At 44.3% G+C, this 18,490-nt stretch carries 18 protein-coding genes; 15 read left to right on the top strand and 3 right to left on the bottom strand.

Annotated elements, in window-relative coordinates:
- Positions 1–1,008: a YpdA family putative bacillithiol disulfide reductase gene (locus FEN17_RS25805; protein WP_138368289.1), complete on the bottom strand. Its 1,008-nt coding sequence runs from the start codon at positions 1,006–1,008 to the stop codon at positions 1–3.
- 140 nt (positions 1,009–1,148) lie between these two features.
- Between FEN17_RS25805 and FEN17_RS25800 the strand changes: the two genes are divergently transcribed.
- The 11 genes from FEN17_RS25800 to FEN17_RS25750 all read left to right on the top strand — a co-directional run bounded on the left by FEN17_RS25800 (position 1,149) and on the right by FEN17_RS25750 (position 13,366).
- Positions 1,149–2,153, top strand: a complete 1,005-nt coding sequence (locus FEN17_RS25800) for an aminodeoxychorismate synthase component I (protein ID WP_138368288.1) — start codon at positions 1,149–1,151, stop codon at positions 2,151–2,153.
- Positions 2,131–2,739, top strand: a complete 609-nt coding sequence (locus tag FEN17_RS25795; RefSeq protein ID WP_138368287.1) for an aminotransferase class IV — start codon at positions 2,131–2,133, stop codon at positions 2,737–2,739. The genes FEN17_RS25800 and FEN17_RS25795 overlap by 23 nt, the downstream gene beginning before the upstream one ends.
- 5 nt (positions 2,740–2,744) lie before the next feature.
- Positions 2,745–3,008: a hypothetical protein gene (locus FEN17_RS25790; protein ID WP_138368286.1), complete on the top strand. Its 264-nt coding sequence runs from the start codon at positions 2,745–2,747 to the stop codon at positions 3,006–3,008.
- The gene (locus FEN17_RS25785; RefSeq protein ID WP_138368285.1) at positions 2,999–3,298 is read left to right on the top strand and encodes a type II toxin-antitoxin system RelE/ParE family toxin; all 300 of its coding nucleotides are present in this window, start codon (positions 2,999–3,001) and stop codon (positions 3,296–3,298) included. The genes FEN17_RS25790 and FEN17_RS25785 overlap by 10 nt, the downstream gene beginning before the upstream one ends.
- 86 nt (positions 3,299–3,384) lie before the next feature.
- Complete coding sequence (gene priA / locus FEN17_RS25780; protein WP_138368284.1) at positions 3,385–5,880, top strand: replication restart helicase PriA; 2,496 nt, start codon at positions 3,385–3,387, stop codon at positions 5,878–5,880.
- Positions 5,881–5,907: 27 nt separating this feature from the next.
- Positions 5,908–7,347, top strand: a complete 1,440-nt coding sequence (gene pyk / locus FEN17_RS25775; RefSeq protein ID WP_138368283.1) for a pyruvate kinase — start codon at positions 5,908–5,910, stop codon at positions 7,345–7,347.
- 153 nt (positions 7,348–7,500) lie between these two features.
- Positions 7,501–8,124: a Uma2 family endonuclease gene (locus FEN17_RS25770; protein WP_138368282.1), complete on the top strand. Its 624-nt coding sequence runs from the start codon at positions 7,501–7,503 to the stop codon at positions 8,122–8,124.
- 152 nt (positions 8,125–8,276) lie between these two features.
- Positions 8,277–8,651, top strand: a complete 375-nt coding sequence (locus FEN17_RS25765) for a BlaI/MecI/CopY family transcriptional regulator (protein ID WP_138368423.1) — start codon at positions 8,277–8,279, stop codon at positions 8,649–8,651.
- Between the two features lie 11 nt (positions 8,652–8,662).
- Positions 8,663–10,420: a M56 family metallopeptidase gene (locus FEN17_RS25760; RefSeq protein ID WP_138368281.1), complete on the top strand. Its 1,758-nt coding sequence runs from the start codon at positions 8,663–8,665 to the stop codon at positions 10,418–10,420.
- A 2-nt stretch (positions 10,421–10,422) separates the two neighbouring features.
- Positions 10,423–12,273 carry a M56 family metallopeptidase gene (locus FEN17_RS25755; RefSeq protein ID WP_138368280.1) on the top strand — a complete coding sequence of 617 codons (1,851 nt, stop codon included), beginning with the start codon at positions 10,423–10,425 and terminating at the stop codon, positions 12,271–12,273.
- 67 nt (positions 12,274–12,340) lie between these two features.
- Positions 12,341–13,366: a Gfo/Idh/MocA family protein gene (locus FEN17_RS25750; protein ID WP_138368279.1), complete on the top strand. Its 1,026-nt coding sequence runs from the start codon at positions 12,341–12,343 to the stop codon at positions 13,364–13,366.
- 66 nt (positions 13,367–13,432) lie between these two features.
- Here the strand turns inward: FEN17_RS25750 and FEN17_RS25745 are convergent, their stop codons facing one another.
- Both FEN17_RS25745 and FEN17_RS25740 read right to left on the bottom strand, forming a co-directional pair.
- The gene (locus FEN17_RS25745; protein WP_138368278.1) at positions 13,433–13,825 is read right to left on the bottom strand and encodes an ExbD/TolR family protein; all 393 of its coding nucleotides are present in this window, start codon (positions 13,823–13,825) and stop codon (positions 13,433–13,435) included.
- An 11-nt stretch (positions 13,826–13,836) separates the two neighbouring features.
- A complete protein-coding gene (locus FEN17_RS25740) occupies positions 13,837–14,517 on the bottom strand; it encodes a MotA/TolQ/ExbB proton channel family protein (protein ID WP_138368277.1) in 681 nt (226 codons plus the stop codon).
- 343 nt (positions 14,518–14,860) lie between these two features.
- On the opposite strand from FEN17_RS25740, the gene FEN17_RS25735 reads away from it, so the two are divergent.
- From FEN17_RS25735 to FEN17_RS25720, 4 genes are all read left to right on the top strand, one after another.
- Positions 14,861–15,196: a DUF6787 family protein gene (locus FEN17_RS25735; protein ID WP_138368276.1), complete on the top strand. Its 336-nt coding sequence runs from the start codon at positions 14,861–14,863 to the stop codon at positions 15,194–15,196.
- 124 nt (positions 15,197–15,320) lie between these two features.
- The gene (ffh, locus tag FEN17_RS25730) at positions 15,321–16,643 is read left to right on the top strand and encodes a signal recognition particle protein (protein ID WP_138368275.1); all 1,323 of its coding nucleotides are present in this window, start codon (positions 15,321–15,323) and stop codon (positions 16,641–16,643) included.
- A gap of 2 nt (positions 16,644–16,645) precedes the next feature.
- Positions 16,646–17,146, top strand: coding sequence for a hypothetical protein (locus tag FEN17_RS25725; protein ID WP_138368274.1), 501 nt, complete (start codon positions 16,646–16,648; stop codon positions 17,144–17,146).
- Between the two features lie 96 nt (positions 17,147–17,242).
- Positions 17,243–18,484: an alkaline phosphatase family protein gene (locus FEN17_RS25720; RefSeq protein ID WP_138368273.1), complete on the top strand. Its 1,242-nt coding sequence runs from the start codon at positions 17,243–17,245 to the stop codon at positions 18,482–18,484.
- Positions 18,485–18,490: the final 6 nt, after the last annotated feature.

Below are 18,490 nucleotides of genomic sequence, written 5' to 3'. Positions count from 1 at the left end.
TTAAATCCTGTCGATCAGCTCATTCACCTTCCGGACTTCCCGCCCTGATAAATGATCCGCGATGGCCGCAGCATGCTCCCGGCCATTTTCGATAAATACCTTTTCGGTAAAAACACCCGCCATCACCGTACCGCACAAGTACAGTCCGGGCACATTGGTTTCAAAAGTTTCAGAATTGAATGTTGGCACTTTGGTCACCGGATTCAGCACCACGCCGCAGCGCGTCAGCAAATGTTCGTCGGGCAAGTAACCGACGAGTAAAAAGACAAAATCTGCTGGTAACCATTCAGTTTCACCCGTTTCCAGGTTTCTGATCAACATTCTTCCCGGCTCGATGGCTTCGGTAACCGAGTTAAATCGCGTGTGGATCTTTCCTTCTTTTACCCGGTTTTTCACATCGGGTACGAGCCAGTATTTCACTTTGGTACGGAAATCAGCCTCTTTGTGCACGATGGTAACGTGTGCATCGTGACGATACAATTCCAGCGCCGCCTCTACCGAAGAGTTGGAGCCGCCCACCAAAACCACATTGGTGTAGGAATATTTGAAAGGTTCATCATAGTAATGTGAAACGTGCGGCAGGTCCTCACCCGGCACATTCAGCAATCTTGGCACATCAAAATAGCCGGTCGCCAGCACCACATTTTTGGACTGAAATACCTGACCATCATTGGCGTACGTCAGAAAAGTACCGTCCGGCTGCTTCTCGGCGCGGTCAACATCTATGAACAATTTGAAATTCAAATGATAATATCCGGCTACTTTCCGGTAGTACTGCAGTGCCTCGTTACGGTTGGCTTTTACATCTGAAATCGCGAAAGGAATGCCGCCGATTTCAATGTTTTCGGCGGTTGAAAAGAATTTCATCCGTCTCGGATACCGGCGAATCGATTCTGTCAGGTTTCCTTTTTCCAGGATCAGATAATCGAGGCCGCTTTTGGCCAGCTCTACGCCCATAGCCAGTCCGCAAGGGCCTCCTCCAATCACGATAACGTCGTAAATATGCATGCTTTTTTTAAGGCTAAAACCCTCTGCCGAGCGCAGAAAGCGCAATTCTATTCTCTTTTAACCCCCTAATTTAGATATTGGTTTCTGAACTTTGTAAATTAGCTAGCTGTTGAAAATGTTCAATCCGACCGCCCGAAGATTTGATAGATACTGTCCAAGATTTTGCTGAAAAATTAAATGCATGGGGAAAATCAAAAACCCCTTTTGTGTTTCTTGTGGATTATCGGATTCAAAATCCGGTGGCCTGGAAACTGGCGGAAGTTGATTCCCAGGAATTGCAGTTTCACTTTCAAGGATTTAGTAATCAGGACATTTCGTCAAAAGAAGAGCCGGTTTCTGATTTTTATTTTTATAAAAACCCTGTTTCATTTGAAGTATATCGGGACAAATTTGAGCATGTCCTGAAAAATCTGAAAGCCGGTAATTCTTTTCTGACCAACCTTTCAATTGAAACTCCGATTAATACAAATTTGAGTTTGCAGGAAATTTATCGCAATAGCGATGCGCGTTTTCGGGTTTGGTATCGGGATGAATTTGTCTGCTTTTCGCCGGAAATCTTTGTCAGGGTTAAAGGAAACCAAATTTCCAGTTTCCCGATGAAGGGTACCATCGACGCTTCCCTGCCGAATGCTGAAAAAACCATCTTGTCGGACCACAAGGAAGCCGCCGAACACGCCACGATTGTGGATTTGATTCGTAATGATCTGAGTATGGTTGCGGAAAAAGTTTGGGTAGAAAAGTACCGGTATATCGACCAGATCGAAACCCATGATAAGGCGCTTTTGCAGGTGAGCTCGGAAGTAGCTGGAATTTTGCCGGATGATTTTGACGGAAAGTTCGGCGATCTGTTGTTGAAATTATTGCCTGCCGGATCTGTCACAGGGGCACCCAAGCCGAGTACATTGAAAATCATCGAGGAAGCAGAAGGTTATGAGAGAGGTTTTTACACCGGCGTGATGGGTTATTTTGATGGTGAAAACTTTGAAAGCGCCGTGATGATCCGTTTTATAGAAAACAAAAATGGCAGCCTGGTATTTAAAAGCGGTGGCGGCATTACGGCGCTGAGCGACGCAAAAAGTGAGTATCAGGAGATTATCGATAAAGTTTACCTTCCTTTCAGCCATGTCCCACACATTGTGTATTGAAACGATCTGTGTCGAAAACCGGCAGCTCAAAAACCTGTCTTACCACGAAGCCCGGCTGAACAAAACCCGCCAAGAGCTTTGGGGATATACCGATCGTTGGGACTTATCAGAAATGCTGATCCTCCCGGATTGTGTTGACAATGAAATACATAAATGCCGCGTCGCGTACGGAAAAGAGATCGACAACATTAAGTGGGAGCCATACAACTTCCGGACAATCCGTAAAATCCAGATCGTCCACGACGACACCATCGACTACAACTACAAATATAACAACCGCGACGAGCTGAATACATTATTCGCTCAGCGAGGCGACGCCGACGATATCCTGATCATTAAAAATGGTATGGTAACAGATTCGTTTTACTGCAATGTTGCGTTTTCTGACGGCTCAAAATGGTTTACGCCAAAAACTTACCTGCTTCCCGGCACGCAGAGGGCTTTTTTACTGGATGCCGGGGTGATTGAAGAGGCCGAAATTTCGGAGGGGGATATTGGGAAGTATCAGGAGATTAGGTTGTTTAATGCGATGGTTGGCTGGGAGAGGGCGGCAACGCTGAGTATAGATGCGATCGAACTTAATTAGTTGACATGTTAGCATTCAAAGTAGTAAATTTGATTACTATGGATATTCAATCTGAAAAAATAGAGCTTGCAAAAAGGCTCCTCGATACGGAAAATGAAAGCATTATAAATGCCGTAAAATCTGTTTTGGATTCTTTTGATAATACGAATGAGTGGGCAGATTTGCCTGAAAAAGTAATTAAGGACATTGAAGAATCTTTGAGCCAAATCGAAGCAGGGAAAGAAATATCACATTTGAAAGCCAGAGAAACTTATAAAAAATGGCTTTAAAGATTATCTGGTCACCACGCGCACTCGAAAATTTCCATCAGGTAATTGCTTATCTAGAAGTTAATTGGACAGAGCAAGTTGTGAGAGATTTTGTTCAGAGAACTGAAAAGGTGCTTCAACTCATTGCAGACCACCCGGATATGTTCAGGCAAGTTTCAAGAAGCAATCCGGTCCGGGAGGCGGTTATTACAAAACACAATTTTCTTATCTACAAAGTCTATAAAGAAAAAATTGCGTTGCTAGCGGTTTTTGACACGCGACAGCATCCTAAAAAGAAAGGATTCTACTGATTTCCTTTTGCATCGAAAGCTCAGGCAAGTGTATGAAGGTCAAAAATCATAACTTGCTTCATTGTTCAGACTGACTTCTAAAATAAATGACCTCCATTTTCGAGGAAGAAACTACTTTATTTGCTGACTTGATTTTGCCGGTTCCGGTGCCTTCGTTGTTTACGTATCGGGTGCCGCGGGAGATGAGCGGGCTGGTAAAAGTCGGTGCGCGGGTGATTGTTCAGTTTGGGCAGAAAAGGGTTATTACGGCGGTGATTGCCCGGATACATTCCACTCCGCCCGTCAAATATCAGGCAAAATATATCCTCGAACTGCTTGACGAGCAGCCGATCGTAACCCAGTACCAGCTTGAACTCTTTAATTGGGTGTCAGAATATTATCTCTGCAACATTGGAGAGGTTTTGAATGTGGCGCTGCCTGCAGGGCTTAAAATTACCAGCCAATCACGTATCCAGGTAAACCCGGAATTTGAGTATGAAGACCTCCTGACCGATCAGGAAAGGATTGTGGTCGATGAAATCAGGAAGCAGCAGACGCTTTCTTATGAGGAGGTAGAGCGGTTGCTGCAAAAATCCAACATTACCGCGATCATAAAGTCGCTGGTTGGCAAACGTGCCGTTATTTTGTATGAGGAAGTGAAGGAGCGTTACAAGCCAAAAGTTTTGAAAAAGGTCAGACTTGCAGCGGCTTACACGTCCAATGCGGCGCTTTCTGCCCTGGCAACTTCGCTCGAAAAAAATCAGAAACAGCAGGAGATTTTGCTCAAATACCTGAGCTATATTCCGGTTTATAATCATGCTGAGCTGAATCAAAAAGGGCTGGATAAATCATTCTTTTCGCAGGATGATTCGATTTCGGACGCCTCTTTAAATACATTAATTAAAAAGGGTATTTTCGAGCAGTTTGAGATTTTCGTGTCGCGATTTGATGATCTTCCTTCTGGAAACATGGCCAACATTTCCTTGTCCGATTCTCAAAAAGAAGCATCGCAACAGATTGAGGAGCTGCTTGCGGAGAAAGAGGTGGTTTTGCTGCACGGTATTACAGGAAGCGGCAAGACTGAGGTTTATATCGATCTAATTAAAAAAGTGCTGGAAGGTGGCTCGCAGGTACTTTTTCTGCTGCCCGAGATTGCGCTGACTACCCAGATTGTCGTCAGATTAAGGAAAGTTTTTGGCGATACGATGGGAATCTATCATTCGAAATTCTCTGATAATGAGCGGGTAGAAGTTTGGAAAGGTATTCTGGATGGAAAATTCCAATTTGTGGTAGGTGTGCGGTCGGCGATTTTTTTGCCTTTTGATAATCTGGGGCTTATTATCGTCGACGAAGAGCATGAGACTTCCTACAAGCAGCACGATCCGGCGCCCCGATACAATGCGCGTGATGTGGCAGTGATTATGTCCTACATGCACAAAGGAAAAACGCTGCTCGGATCGGCGACGCCTTCCTTGGAAAGCTATTTTCACGCAAAAAGTGGAAGATATGGTTTGGTTGAAATGAAAGAACGGTATGGCAATGCTGTTTTACCTGATTTTCAACTGATTGATACAAAAAAAGAGAAGAAACAGCGCCAGATGAAAAATGAATTTTCATCTGTTTTGATCCAGCATTTGGAACATAACCTTACCCACAAAGAACAAACGATCCTTTTTCAGAATCGCCGTGGGTACTCGCCTTATTTGCAGTGCGAGGAATGTTCCTGGATTTCAGAATGTCCCAACTGCGACGTGAGCCTGACTTACCATATGAAGGTGAAGGAGTTACGATGTCATTATTGCGGACATAAGGAAGAAGTACCGCGCACGTGCCCAAACTGCGGGTCTACCAAAGTAAAAACGATGGGTTATGGTACTGAAAAAATCGAGGATGAGCTGCATTTAATGTTTCCGGAAGCGCGGGTGCAGCGTATGGACCTGGATACTACGCGGGCTAAGAATGCCTATCAACAAATTATCCAGGAATTTGAAGAAGGCGGGATCGACATTCTGGTGGGGACGCAAATGGTGAGTAAAGGTCTTGATTTTGATAATGTTAGCATGGTAGGGATTTTTGACGCGGACCGGATTATCCATTTTCCGGAGTTCCGGGCGTCGGAACGTGCATTTCAAATGCTGACGCAGGTGAGTGGACGGGCTGGCCGACGGGCGGACAAGCGCGGAAAAGTTTTGATTCAAACCGCCAATCCATCACAGAAATTGCTCGAAAGGATCGTCACCAACGATTATGAAGGAATGTATGAGTCGGAGATTGCGGAGCGTGAAAAGTTTAGCTATCCGCCTTTTACAAGACTAATTAAGCTGACTGTCAAACACATAGACGAGCAAACCTCGCAGAGAGCTGCTAAAATATTGGCAGAAAAGTTGACTGCAAACCTCGGGGCGAGCCGGGTTTTGGGTCCTCAGCCACCGCTTGTTGAAAGAGTAAGAAATCAGTTTTTGTTCGATATTCTCATCAAACTTGAACGAGAAAAGATTAATTTTAAGGCGGCAAAGTCATTTATTCAGGAAAAGGTCATTGACACTTTAACCGATAAGACTTTAAAGAGCATCCAGGTTGTCATCGATGTGGATTGTTTATAAAAATCATTTTTTACCGCATATTCATCTATGTCTTCCAAAAAAACCAGAATTGTTGCAACCGTAGGCCCCGCCTCAGAGACAAAAGAAACATTATACGCATTAGCTAAGGCCGGAGTCAACGTTTTCAGACTTAACTTTTCACACGGTACGCACGCGGATCACCTTCAGAGACTTAACACGATTCGTGAAATCAACGAAGAATATGGACTGAACCTGGCGATTTTGCAGGATTTACAGGGTCCAAAAATCAGGATTGGTCTGGTTGAAAATAAAGACGGCGTCCTGATCGAGTCTGGCAATAAATTGATTTTATCTAACACAGAGGTACTTGGCACATCAGAAAAAGTAAGCACGCCTTATGACGGTATGTACAACGATGTAAAAATCGGCGACCGGATTTTGATGGATGATGGTAAACTGGAAGTACTGGTAACCGGACTTGATGGTACGGATGTGGTGACCGAAGTGATTTACGGAGGTTATCTGAAATCCAAAAAAGGCGTTAACCTGCCCAATACGAAGGTTTCTATGCCCTCGGTAACTGCGAAGGATTATGAAGATCTGGATTTTGGTCTTGAACATAATGTGGAGTGGGTTGCACTATCATTTGTCCGTACCGCTGCGGAGGTGCTGAAAGTGAAGGAATATATTGCTACAAAAGGTAACACTGCTCGCCTGATCGCTAAGATCGAAAAACCTGAGGCGATCGCGAATATCGACGAGATCATTGAAGCGACGGATGCCATCATGGTTGCCCGCGGCGATTTGGGCGTGGAACTTCCTGCCGAAGAGGTGCCGATGATCCAGAAAATGATCGTAGATAAATGTAACAAGGCAGGTAAGCCTGTGATTGTGGCGACGCAAATGCTGGAAAGCATGATCGAAAGTCCGCGTGCTACCCGTGCCGAGTTAAATGATGTTGCGAATTCGGTTTTGGATGGTGCAGATGCTGTAATGCTGAGCGCTGAGACTGCTTCGGGAAGGTATCCGATCCTGGCAGTTGAAAGTATGACCCGCACGATTGAGAAAGTGGAATCATCTACAAACAGCATTTACTTTAAGCACCATGCATTTGTAAATGAAAATCCAGGTCAATACAAATTCAATGACAATGTGGTGATGAGCGCATGCCGTCTGGCGCGCGATACCCACGCGGCGGCGATTATCGGGATCACGAGATCAGGCTATACTTCTTTCCGTCTTTCACACCACCGCCCGAAAGCTAACTTGCTGATTTTTACGTCTAACAAAGTGTTAATGAATCAATTAGCATTGTACTGGGGAACAAAGGTTTTCTATTACGACCGCGATCAGGGCGTTTCTACGGATGATTTGATCGAAGACATTAAACTGTTCCTGGTTGAAAAAGGCGAGTTGACAAAAGGCGATGTGTTTATCAACACTTTGAGCATGCCGGTTTCGAGACAGCGCAAGACTAATACAGTTAAATTGAGTGTTGTAGAATAACAACATTAAGTTATAAGGTTAGAGCAGCAGGGATATCCTTGCTGCTTTTTTGTTTTAAATACCTTTCATTCACTCATTCCGACCGGTGGAAAATTAATCAGCGCGCACAGCCGAAAATGCTTATTTTTGGTAATAAGCAAAATGACGCATCCTATGATCGCTTCACCAAATCCGGGAAATGCTTTCTCAAAAGCCTCTCTCAAAAAAATACCCGACGTTCTGATTCATGAAATAATTGACGGTAAGCCTTATTATCGCAAGGGTTACCGTGACGTTTTAACCGGAACTAAAACTGTTGAGGATATTTTGGGAACCAGCTCATTACAGGCATTTATCATCACCTATCTTATTATCACAATTGCGAGACAGTTGGATGAAGAGCAGTACACCATTTTGACGAATGAAGCGGGGCTGCATCTCGACAAGAAGAATAATCTGGCCGGCGATATTCTGATTTTTGAAAATACGCTGCTTCCGATAGGATTGATCAATAAAAAATACACGTCGGTTAACCCGAAAATTTGCATCGAGGTGGACACCAATATTGAAATTGGCGAATACTCCGAAAGCAGCTATATTACCCTGAAAACCAGGAAGCTTCTGGACTTTGGAGCGGAGAAGGTTATCTGGTTTCTAACTGAACCAAAGAAAGTCATGATTGCGACGTCCGATACCGATTGGCAGATCAAAGATTGGGATAAGGATGTGGAGATTTTGGATGGAATTCACTGTAATGTTGGTAAATATCTGAGAGAGAAAGGCTCGGAATTTGCCTGACTTTCAATCTATTATGGTCATTTAAAAGCAGCGGCTCACATCGCTGCTTTTTATTTTTCGTCAATAACTAATAAAATAGTTTTGAAACTAATATAATAGTATTAACTTTGATCTAACCGGTTTTTAATAGTACTAAAAGAAGTAACATGAATATGGAAATTCGCACGCTTACCCGCGCAGAGGAAGAAATTATGAGAATTCTCTGGCAACTCAAGAAGGCATTTGTGAAGGACATTCTGGCCGAAATGCCCGAACCGAAACCTGCCTATAACACCGTTTCTACCATCATCCGAATTCTCGAAAAGAAGGAAGTTGTGGGGTATACCGCATATGGAAAAACGCACGAATATTTTCCGCTGATCAGCGAGGAGGAATACAAGCGCCATGAAATGAAGCAGCTGATGGTCAACTACTTCGATAATTCTCTGCCCAACCTTGTATCCTTTTTCGTCAAAGACAATGATCTCAAAACCAAAGATCTGGATGAGATTATGAAACTTATCAACGAACAAAAAAGCGACCAATAAATCTGTTAGCCATGGACACGATCATCTATTTTGCCAAGGTCAATCTCTACTGGGTTATGCTGTATGCCTGCTACTGGCTGATGCTTCGTAACCACACCTTCTTTCGGTGGAACCGCTATTATTTGCTTGGTTCTCTGTGCATTGCCTTCACATTACCATTTGTGATATACCCTGCCACAGCGCCCGTTTTGCCGGTGACTTACGAGATCACGGCAAGTACATTCACACTCGCGCCGGCAGAAGCAGTTGATAAACCCTGGCTGACTTGGGTGCAGGCACTTTGGATTGTTTATGGCATTGGTTTTACAATCACGGCGGGGCAGTTTATCAAGCATTTTATTCAGCTTAAAAATTTTCTCCGGGCAGGCGAGCTGATTGAGCTGGAAGATTGTAAAGTCGTCCTGATAGATTCTAACCAGATAGGTTCATTTTCTTTTCTCAAGTGGATTGTGATTAACAGAAATGACTACGAAAATCATTTTGACGCGATCCTGAGGCACGAAATGGTGCACACCCAGCAGTGGCACAGCCTCGACATTCTTTTCACGGAAATCATGAAAGTGGTTTTCTGGTTCAACCCGGTCCTTCGACTCTACAAAAACGCTTTCCAGGAAATCCACGAATTTCTGGCCGACGAGCAGGCGCCTAATCGCGAAAGTTACGCCCGCTTCCTGGTGGCTTATGCCTTGAATGCGCCCGTGGCGTCACTGACCAATCATTTTTTCAAACCATCTCAAATTAAAAGCCGAATCAAGATGATCTATAAAAACAGAACTTCGAAATGGATGCTCAGCACATACGTGGTTGCAGCAATGCTAATTGGAACCGCTGCAATACTGGTGGCAGGTTGTGAAAATTCGGATACGAAAGACATTGTGGATACCAAACCGCTCAGCAAAGAGGCGTTGGCCAACAAGCCGATTTTCACTGTGGTAGAGGAACAGCCCGAGTTTCCGGGTGGTCAAAGCGCGATGTTCGAGTTTTTGGCAAAGAACATTAAGTACCCCGCAAAAGCCGCGAGAGCGAATGTTTCCGGCCGCGTGTTTCTTTCGTTTATCGTAACTGAAACCGGTGAGACAGGCGATATTAAGGTTTTGAAAGGCATCGGGTTCGACTGCGACGAAGAGGCGATCAGGGTATTGAGCAAATTCCCGAAATGGACACCTGGCAAGCAAAATGGGCATCCTGTGAATGTGAGATACAATCTTCCGATCAACTTTCAGCTTGACGACAGCGATGATTCTGCGATGAAAACGGGCGTTAAGATCAATTCGGAAAAACCGAAGCCGCTGTATGTAATCGACGGAAAAGTGACTCCCGAGGAAGATGCTTCAAAAATCGCTTCGGCCAACATTAAAAGTGTTAATGTGCTCAGAGATGAATCGGCGGTAAAACTTTACGGTCAGGACGGCAAAAACGGTGTGCTGGAAATCAGTACCCGTGACATCAACAAACATTTAGCAAAATCTGGATCCATTACCATTTCAGATAACAATCCATCTCCGGAGCAAGAAGCGCCGAAATTGGCGGAGGTAAAGCCCGGTCTTGCTCCAAACGCGCAGGTAATGCTTCGCGGTAATATGCTTTCGTCTTCTGAGCCGCTCGTGATTATTGACGGGGAAAAACAGGAGGAGCGCGGAAAAGCTGGCTTTGAAAAGCTGAATCCGGATGATATTAAAGCAGTTACTGTGTTGAAAAATCAAAATGCGATTTCGGCTTACGGAGAGGAAGGTCGCAGCGGGGTAGTGCTCATCACCACAAAAAAATAGTCATGGAAACCCTCCTTTATCTGGCGAAGATCAACTTGTTTCTCGTGATCTTTTACGGCTGCTACTGGCTGCTCTTTCGCAACCACACATTCTTTGCCTGGAACCGTTTCTATTTACTGGCTTCCCTGGCCGCTTCCTTACTCCTTCCGCTCATTAAATTTTCCGAAACCTACCAGGTGAATATGTCTGACGCACCTGCTGATTTTGCGGCAGTGCCAACCCAAACACCTATACAACACATTCAAGACCAAACATTTGACTGGATTACATTCTTTGCGCTGATCTATGGCATAGGGATAACAATTATGCTTGGAAGGCTGATTTTATCTTTTTACAAAATATTTGAAACAATCAAAAACGGAGAGCGGCTGCCGCTCGAAGACCATACATTGGTACTGCTTGGCAAACAGACAAAAACTGCCAACACCGGCTCCTTTTCATTTTTTAAATGGCTGGTAGTGAGCAAGACAGACTATGAAGACAACCCTGACGTGATCCTGCGGCATGAGCATGTGCATATCCGCCAGCTTCACAGTCTCGACGTTATTTTCGTTGAGTTTTTAAAGGTTTTTCTCTGGTTTAATCCGGTGATCTGGTTTTACAAACGCGCAATACAAGAAATCCACGAATTCCTCGCGGACCAGCAAATCCCTGATCGCGACAGGTATGCTAACTTTCTGGTTTCGTATGCTTTAAATGTCCCGCAGCGGATTCTTACCAATCATTTTTACAACTCATCCCTACTGAAAAGCAGAATTCAGATGATTTATAAAAATCGCACATCTAACTGGCTTTTAGGCAAGTATGTGCTGGTTCTCCCGATCACTTGTTTGATGATTTTCATGACTGCGGCGCGAGAAAGGATTCCTGTTCAGATGCCAGTTTTAAATAATGTGATACTACCAAAAAAGCTGGCATCTCAGGATGAGGTGATGAATGTCAAAGGGGTGGTGACAAATATGAACCGCGAGCCGATCACCGATGCAATTGTGATCCTGGAAGGCTCTACCAGAGGGTTTGCTACGAACAAAAAAGGGGAATTTGAATTGAAAGAAGTACCAGTAAATGGAAGGCTGGTGGTCAGTCACGTTCAGTATAGTACTTCTGCTGTTCAGATACAGAAAAACGTGACTTTTTACAAAGTTAGCCTTGCAAAAAGTATTGAAATTGTGACTGCATCAAGCACAATTAAAGAAAAATCTTCCGAAAAATTTGAAAATTATAAGGCCGGACAACTGCCTGAATCCGTAAAAAATCCTTTCACAGTAGTTGAGCAGCAGCCGCAATTTCCTGGCGGAAGTGAGGCACTGGCGGCTTATCTGGATCAAAATCTGAAATATCCGGAGCTGGCGGCGACGGCCAATGTGGGGGGTATTACGATTCTGAAATTTACAGTAAGTGAAAAAGGTGAAATTGGCGATGTGGTAATCATGAAAGGAGTCGGTTTTGGCATTGACTACGAATCCATCAGACTGGTAAAGAACATGCCGAAGTGGGAGCCTGGTGTTCAAAATGGCAAACCTCTGGCAATGAGCCAGATGATCGAAATAAAATTTGATTTGGAGAAGGGAAAATTGAAAACGAGACAAGGATTGTTTCTGGAAGTTGAAAAACCATCGTTGCTGCCGACAATGACGGATCTAGGTATGTACTTTAATAAATTCATTGACTTTTCAGGTAGTAATCGAGATCAGTCATCTGCTACAAAATCGGATAGCACCAAGCAAGCAACCTATTCGGCGAACTACCGATATGTCAACTATGGCGTAACCATGCCTGCCTACTCATATAAATTTCAGAAAAAAAGCGGAATGGCCTTGAGACAAGGTAGACCTGCTGTCAAACCAGATTAAAATTGAGCATGCCATTTGGATAATGTTCCTTATTTTAGCAAGTAACCAACATTATCCGCTATCTAAAATGCCAATCCTAAAAGCCGCCATCATTGGCGGCGGCCACATTGCCGATGACAACCACATTCCGGCACTCAAAGCCCTCCCCGACCAGGTTGAAGTAATCGCGATATGCAGCCGCGATAAGCAGAAAGCCAGAACATTGGCCGACAAACACGGTGTTCCTTTTGCTTATGACAATCCACTTGAAATGTACGAAAGCGAAAGCAAGCCGGATATTATTGTCAACTGCACAGCAAACAATCTGCATTATCCCTTTACCATTCAGGCACTGCAACATGATTGTCATGTTTTTTGTGAAAAACCGCCCGCTATGAATGCTGCGGAGGCGGCAGACATGGCTGAGCTGGCAAAAAACAAGGAAAAAGTACTGGCTTATAATTTTCAGCTGAGACAAACCGAAGAATACAGCTTGCTGAAAAAATGCCTGGAAAATGGAGAGCTGGGCAAAGTTTATCATATCAAAGCCAATTTCCTTCGACGGAGAGGTATTCCGGGCTGGGGCAATTTTACCAATAAAACCATCCAGGGCGGCGGCGCGCTGATTGATTTGGGCGTGCATGTGCTTGACCTGGCGCTCGGTATGCTGGATTATCAAATGCCCGACCGCATTGTGGCAAACACGTATGATCTGATTGGAAAAGCAGGTGGCAAAGGTTTGATGGGCGACTGGAATCCTGAAACATTTGAAGTTGAAGACGGCTGCTTCGCACATTTATCATTCCCTAACAACAGCAGCATTTCACTTTCCGCGTCTTTTGCTTTGAATACCAAATTGCAGAAGAATGTAAATCTGGAAGTTTTCGGGAGTAAGGCAGGTGCGTTATTGAACCCTTTTACACTTTATACCGAATTCGCGGGCGAGCTGACTGACATGGAATTTCCACATTTGGAACAAACAGACATTCAATTAAAAAATACCACCGCATTTCTGGACACCTGCGCCGGGAAACCGAGCAACATTTGCAATGCCGAGCAAGGTGCGGTTTTGCAGGCGATTGTCGAAAAGATTTATCAAAGCGCCCAGCGATAGCATTTAACAAAAAACTCGGCCCTGAAAATTGCGTTTTCAGGGCCGAGTTTTTTGGGCTTATCCGGATTATTTGGCAGTAGCCATCACCATTTTAATATCATTTTTGGCACCAAGTTCCAGAACATCCACGAGGTCCTGAACAGCCAGGTTTTTATCCACTCTCAGCACAATCGTTTTTTCCTCCACATTGGCAAAGATACTTTGCAGCTCAGCTTCCAGTCGATCAAATGGAATCGGCTCTTTGTCAATAAAATAGCCTTTATTTTCATCCACTGATAATGTGATTTGTTTCTTGTACATCTGCTGCGTGGCCGATGCCTTAGGTAACATCAGCTTGATCACGTTCGGATTGGACATCGTGGAAATGATCAAAAAGAACAGCAGCAGGAAAAACATAATATCGTTCAGAGAATGCGTAAACACCTCCGGGGCAAACCTGCTCTTGCGACGTATTTTCATATTTCTATTTTTTACTTAGCAGCTACCGGCTTTTGTAACACATCCAGAAAATCCGATGCGGCCATTTGCAGCCTGAGTGCAAACCCGTCAATTTTCATGTTCAGCAAGTGATAACCCGCGTAGGCGATCAGACCAATGATCAGACCGGAGCCGGAAGTGATCATTTTTTCGTACATACCACCTGCGATGGTACTGATATTGAAGTCATTAGAAATAGAAATGTCGTAGAAAATACGGATGATACCCGAAATCGTACCAACAAACCCGAGCATCGGCGCAATACCTGCAATAACACCGAGGTAAGGCAAATTACCCTCCATACGCTGGATTTCGATCTGGCTGGCGTTTTCAATCGTTGTTTCAATGTCTTTGATCGGATATCCGATGCGACCGATCGCGCGTTCGAGAATCCGTCCGGCAGCATTACGCTGGTTGCGGCAAAGTGATTCAGCTGATTTCAGGTTACCTTGCTGAATAAAATCTTTCACATTGTCTACTACCTGCGGATCAATCTTTCCATTCGCATTAATGCCTAAAAACCGCTCGATAATCAAAAAAAGCGTTGCCAGAAATAAAAGTCCGAGCGGCAACATGACCCAGCCCCCTTTTGCCAGAAGATCTATAACAGAAAGCCCCTGGTCAGCGACGGGCGCTGCCACAGTAGAGTCGGTAAGTGCTTGCAGAAGCATCATATACGAGATAAAAAAGTGAATGGTTAAGCTAGTGAAATTGAGGTAAATCGGGTATCAGGCAACTTTGAACTTAAACGGAGCATATACCCTCATATTGTTTAAAGGGCAAATATAGGAAAATTACTGTTCTTCAGGCTGCGGCGCGACGCCTTCAAATACTTCCTCCGTTCTGTCATAAAGGTCGGACATATTGCATGTTGTTTTAACAAAAATAACAAATACCGGCAGTATCGACCGTTTCAAATGACCAAAGTCATGATTAAACATTAATTAAAATCAAGGAAATGTGCATTGTGCGCCTTTTCTTTGTGAATATTTCAAAGACGTTCAATTCAGAATTTATATGCAAGGCGAAGAAAAAAGTGCGCAGCCCTGGTTGGGAAAAATGCAGGAAAAGTGGGGTTTGGAAACAACCAGGCAGGTTTTGCTGGTACTGGCGGTATTTAGTTTGTCAGGTTCTTCGGTAGTTTGGCTGCGCAAAGGATTGTTCCATCTCCTGGGTTACGACGATGCTACCCCAATGTGGTTGAAAACCATCACCTACATTCTCTTCATCTTCCCGACTTACCAGACATTACTGCTGCTTTACGGATTTTTGCTGGGCCAGTTTTCATTTTTTTGGGAAAAAGAAAAGAAAATGTTCCGCTGGATCAAGGCCAAGTTCACCGGCAAGAATTAGTTTTTCATTTAAGTTAGCTCCACTGATTTTCAAGGAGTGCAGGATTCACGTTCCTGTACTCCTTATTTTATTTATACCTTTGTGAATTATTTGAATTCAGGATTAGAATCATAGATATTATTCCATGTTTGAGAACTTACAGGACAAGCTTAATAACGCCTTCCGCACACTAAAAGGCAAGGACAGGATCTCCGATATCAATGTTGCCGCAACTACCAAGGAAGTCCGTAAAGCATTGGTCGACGCCGATGTTAACTTCAAGGTAGCCAAAGAAATAACAGACCGTATCCGCGAAAAAGCACTCGACAGAAAGATTTTGATCTCGGTAGAGCCGGGACAAATGTTTGTCAAAATCGTGCAGGAAGAGCTGACCGAACTCATGGGCGGCCAGGCCGAAGGGATCAACATTAAAGGCGACCCGGCGGTAATCCTGATCGCAGGTTTGCAAGGTTCCGGTAAAACCACATTCTCCGGAAAACTCGCCACTTTACTCAAAAAACAAGGCAGACAAGTATTGCTCACTGCTTGCGATGTGTACCGTCCTGCAGCGGTAGACCAGCTGAAAGTGCTCGGCGAGCAAGTAGGCGTAGAAGTCTACTCGGAGCCTGAAAACACCAATCCGGTCAACATTGCACAAAATGCAGTGGCACATGCCCGGAAAACCGGCAAGAAAATCGTGATCGTCGATACCGCCGGTCGTTTGGCAGTCGATGAGGTGATGATGCAAGAGGTTCAAGACATTAAGTCTGCGGTGAAACCTTCCGAAATCCTTTTCGTGGTCGATTCGATGACGGGGCAGGATGCGGTGAATACAGCAAAGACATTTAACGAAAGACTTGATTTTGACGGCGTTGTCTTAACCAAACTGGACGGTGACGCAAGAGGTGGAGCGGCACTTTCGATCCGCCAGATCGTCGACAAGCCCATTAAATATATCAGTACCGGCGAAAAAATGGAAGCCCTCGATTCCTTCTACCCTGATCGTATGGCGAGCAGGATTTTGGGTATGGGTGACGTGATTTCGTTGGTCGAAAGAGCGCAGCAGGCTTTCGACGAAGACGAAGCCAAACGCATCAATGCCAAAATGCGTCAAAATAAATTTGATTTTGACGACTTTTTGGGCCAGTTGCAGCAGATCAAAAAGATGGGTAATGTGAAGGACCTGATCGGTATGATCCCAGGTATGGGAAGCGCCATGAAAGACCTGGATATCAGCAATGAATCATTCAAACCCATAGAGGCGATCATTCAATCGATGACCAAAAAGGAGCGCGAAAATCCGGATATCATCGACGGCAGCCGCAAAAAACGCATCGCCAATGGCAGCGGAACTTCGATTTTGCAGGTCAATAATCTGATCAAACAATTTGATGAAATGCGCCGGATGATGAAAAAAATGAATACCATGCAGGCAGCAGGCAAACTCGGCAAGGCAGTACGTCGCTAAAAATGAAAAAACTTCTGCTGGTCGCGGCACTTCTTTTTATTTGCAGTTTCGAAACATTGAAAGCCCAGGCTTCCGTGGGATATTATCCGTGGAGCAGCCTGCTTTCAATCAGTACAAATCCCCGGAAGGCAGTATGGCTGGATGCACGTTTTCAGACCAATTCCTTATTCAGCAGCCTCAGCGTGGACATTTTGCCGATGGTGAATCTTAAAAGAGGCGAAGTGGTGCAGTGGTACCTGGGCGGTGGCGTGAGGCTAAATCCGCTTTACCGTATCGCCGACGCAGATGCTGACCTGATTACGATAGATGGATATTCGCTGAATTTTGGTGCAAGAATAGCGCCTCTACCCAAAAACAGGAACATTCAGCTGGTTTTAGAATTGAACCCGTACGTGAAAGACAAATTTGACAGCGGGGTTTTAAAGAGCCACTTTGGGCTGGTTTATGTTTTTGGTAAAAAGAAAAAAGACGAGCCTGCACCCGAACAAGTGACTAATCCCTGACATTGATAATAATTTCTTAGTCTTGCAATGCCCTCAAATACGGTTGAAAAACCTTTTATTTGAGGGCATTTTTGTTTGCTACTCATTCTGCTTAATATGAAAAAAAATTTCCTCGCCCTCATTTTTCTCGCTGTTTCTCTTATTTCAAGCAATGTTCTTTTTGCTCAAACAAAAGTTAAAAAGACGCTTTTTGTCATCGTAGACGGTATTTCCAGCGATAGCAAGGAAAAAATCGCAACACCCAATCTCGACGCGATCGCGAAAATCGGAGGATACACCCGGGCGTATGTAGGTGGTGGAAAAGATACTTATTCTCAAACTCCGACTATTTCAGCAGTAGGCTACAATAGTTTGCTGACAGGTACCTGGGTCAATAAGCATAATGTTTGGGACAACGACATTAAAGATCCAAATTACAATTACTGGACACTGTTCCGTTTTTTTGAAAGCCAGTATCCGCAAAAGAAAACGGCCATTTTTTCAACTTGGCTGGATAACCGTACAAAGCTTGTCGGAGAAGGGCTGCCCCAAACTGAAAAACTGCGTCTGGATTATTCCTTCGATGGTTTTGAGCTGGATACAGCACATTTCCCACACGATAAAACGGCGCAGTATATTCACAACATTGATGAAAAAGTCGTGAATGAAGCGGCTGCCTACATTCAGGAACAGGCGCCGGATATGTCGTGGCTTTACCTGGAATATACCGACGATATGGGCCATCGGTATGGTGACAGCGAGCAATTTCACAAAGCGATTCAAATGATGGACGATCAGATGGGCCGTATCTGGAAAGCAATTTCTTATCGTGAAAAAACCTTCAATGAAGATTGGCTGATGGTATTAACTACCGACCACGGCCGCAGCCCAAAAGACGGAAAAGGCCACGGCGGACAATCGGACCGCGAGCGCGGTACGTGGATTGTGACGAATGCGAAGAATTTGAATGCTTCTTTTAAAAACACGCCTGGCATTGTGGACATTATGCCAACCGTAGCACGGCATATGAACATGAACATTCCAAAAGGGCAGGCTTTTGAAATTGACGGCGTACCTTTCACTGGCAAAGTTTCCGCTACCAAATTGAATGCCGTGAAAACCGGAAACAAAATTGCATTAACTTGGCAATCAGTAGATAAAGAAGGAAAAGCAAAAATCTGGCTCAGCATTAAAAATAATTTCAAAACCGGTAGCCAGGACCTTTATTATCTGATGGATGAGGTGGAGGTAGCAAACGAAAAAGCCGAAATAGATATCAGTAAATATCCTTCCGGCTTTTATAAAATCGTTTTAGAAGCGAAATACAACAACGCCAATTACTGGGTTGTTGAAAAATAACGAATG

This window comes from Dyadobacter luticola, from assembly GCF_005860805.1.
GTDB classification, from domain to species: Bacteria; Bacteroidota; Bacteroidia; order Cytophagales; family Spirosomataceae; genus Dyadobacter; species Dyadobacter luticola.
This window is presented reverse-complemented; position numbering and strand designations above follow the sequence as displayed.

Coding starts and splice junctions, on each gene's coding strand:
- FEN17_RS25805 (WP_138368289.1), bottom strand. CDS start 1,008: ATGCATATTTACGACGTTATCGTGATTGGAGGAGGCCCTTGCGGACTG.
- FEN17_RS25795 (WP_138368287.1), top strand. CDS start 2,131: ATGTCCCACACATTGTGTATTGAAACGATCTGTGTCGAAAACCGGCAG.
- FEN17_RS25790 (WP_138368286.1), top strand. CDS start 2,745: ATGTTAGCATTCAAAGTAGTAAATTTGATTACTATGGATATTCAATCT.
- FEN17_RS25785 (WP_138368285.1), top strand. CDS start 2,999: ATGGCTTTAAAGATTATCTGGTCACCACGCGCACTCGAAAATTTCCAT.
- priA (WP_138368284.1), top strand. CDS start 3,385: ATGACCTCCATTTTCGAGGAAGAAACTACTTTATTTGCTGACTTGATT.
- pyk (WP_138368283.1), top strand. CDS start 5,908: ATGTCTTCCAAAAAAACCAGAATTGTTGCAACCGTAGGCCCCGCCTCA.
- FEN17_RS25770 (WP_138368282.1), top strand. CDS start 7,501: ATGATCGCTTCACCAAATCCGGGAAATGCTTTCTCAAAAGCCTCTCTC.
- FEN17_RS25765 (WP_138368423.1), top strand. CDS start 8,277: ATGGAAATTCGCACGCTTACCCGCGCAGAGGAAGAAATTATGAGAATT.
- FEN17_RS25760 (WP_138368281.1), top strand. CDS start 8,663: ATGGACACGATCATCTATTTTGCCAAGGTCAATCTCTACTGGGTTATG.
- FEN17_RS25755 (WP_138368280.1), top strand. CDS start 10,423: ATGGAAACCCTCCTTTATCTGGCGAAGATCAACTTGTTTCTCGTGATC.
- FEN17_RS25750 (WP_138368279.1), top strand. CDS start 12,341: ATGCCAATCCTAAAAGCCGCCATCATTGGCGGCGGCCACATTGCCGAT.
- FEN17_RS25745 (WP_138368278.1), bottom strand. CDS start 13,825: ATGAAAATACGTCGCAAGAGCAGGTTTGCCCCGGAGGTGTTTACGCAT.
- FEN17_RS25740 (WP_138368277.1), bottom strand. CDS start 14,517: ATGATGCTTCTGCAAGCACTTACCGACTCTACTGTGGCAGCGCCCGTC.
- FEN17_RS25735 (WP_138368276.1), top strand. CDS start 14,861: ATGCAAGGCGAAGAAAAAAGTGCGCAGCCCTGGTTGGGAAAAATGCAG.
- ffh (WP_138368275.1), top strand. CDS start 15,321: ATGTTTGAGAACTTACAGGACAAGCTTAATAACGCCTTCCGCACACTA.
- FEN17_RS25725 (WP_138368274.1), top strand. CDS start 16,646: ATGAAAAAACTTCTGCTGGTCGCGGCACTTCTTTTTATTTGCAGTTTC.
- FEN17_RS25720 (WP_138368273.1), top strand. CDS start 17,243: ATGAAAAAAAATTTCCTCGCCCTCATTTTTCTCGCTGTTTCTCTTATT.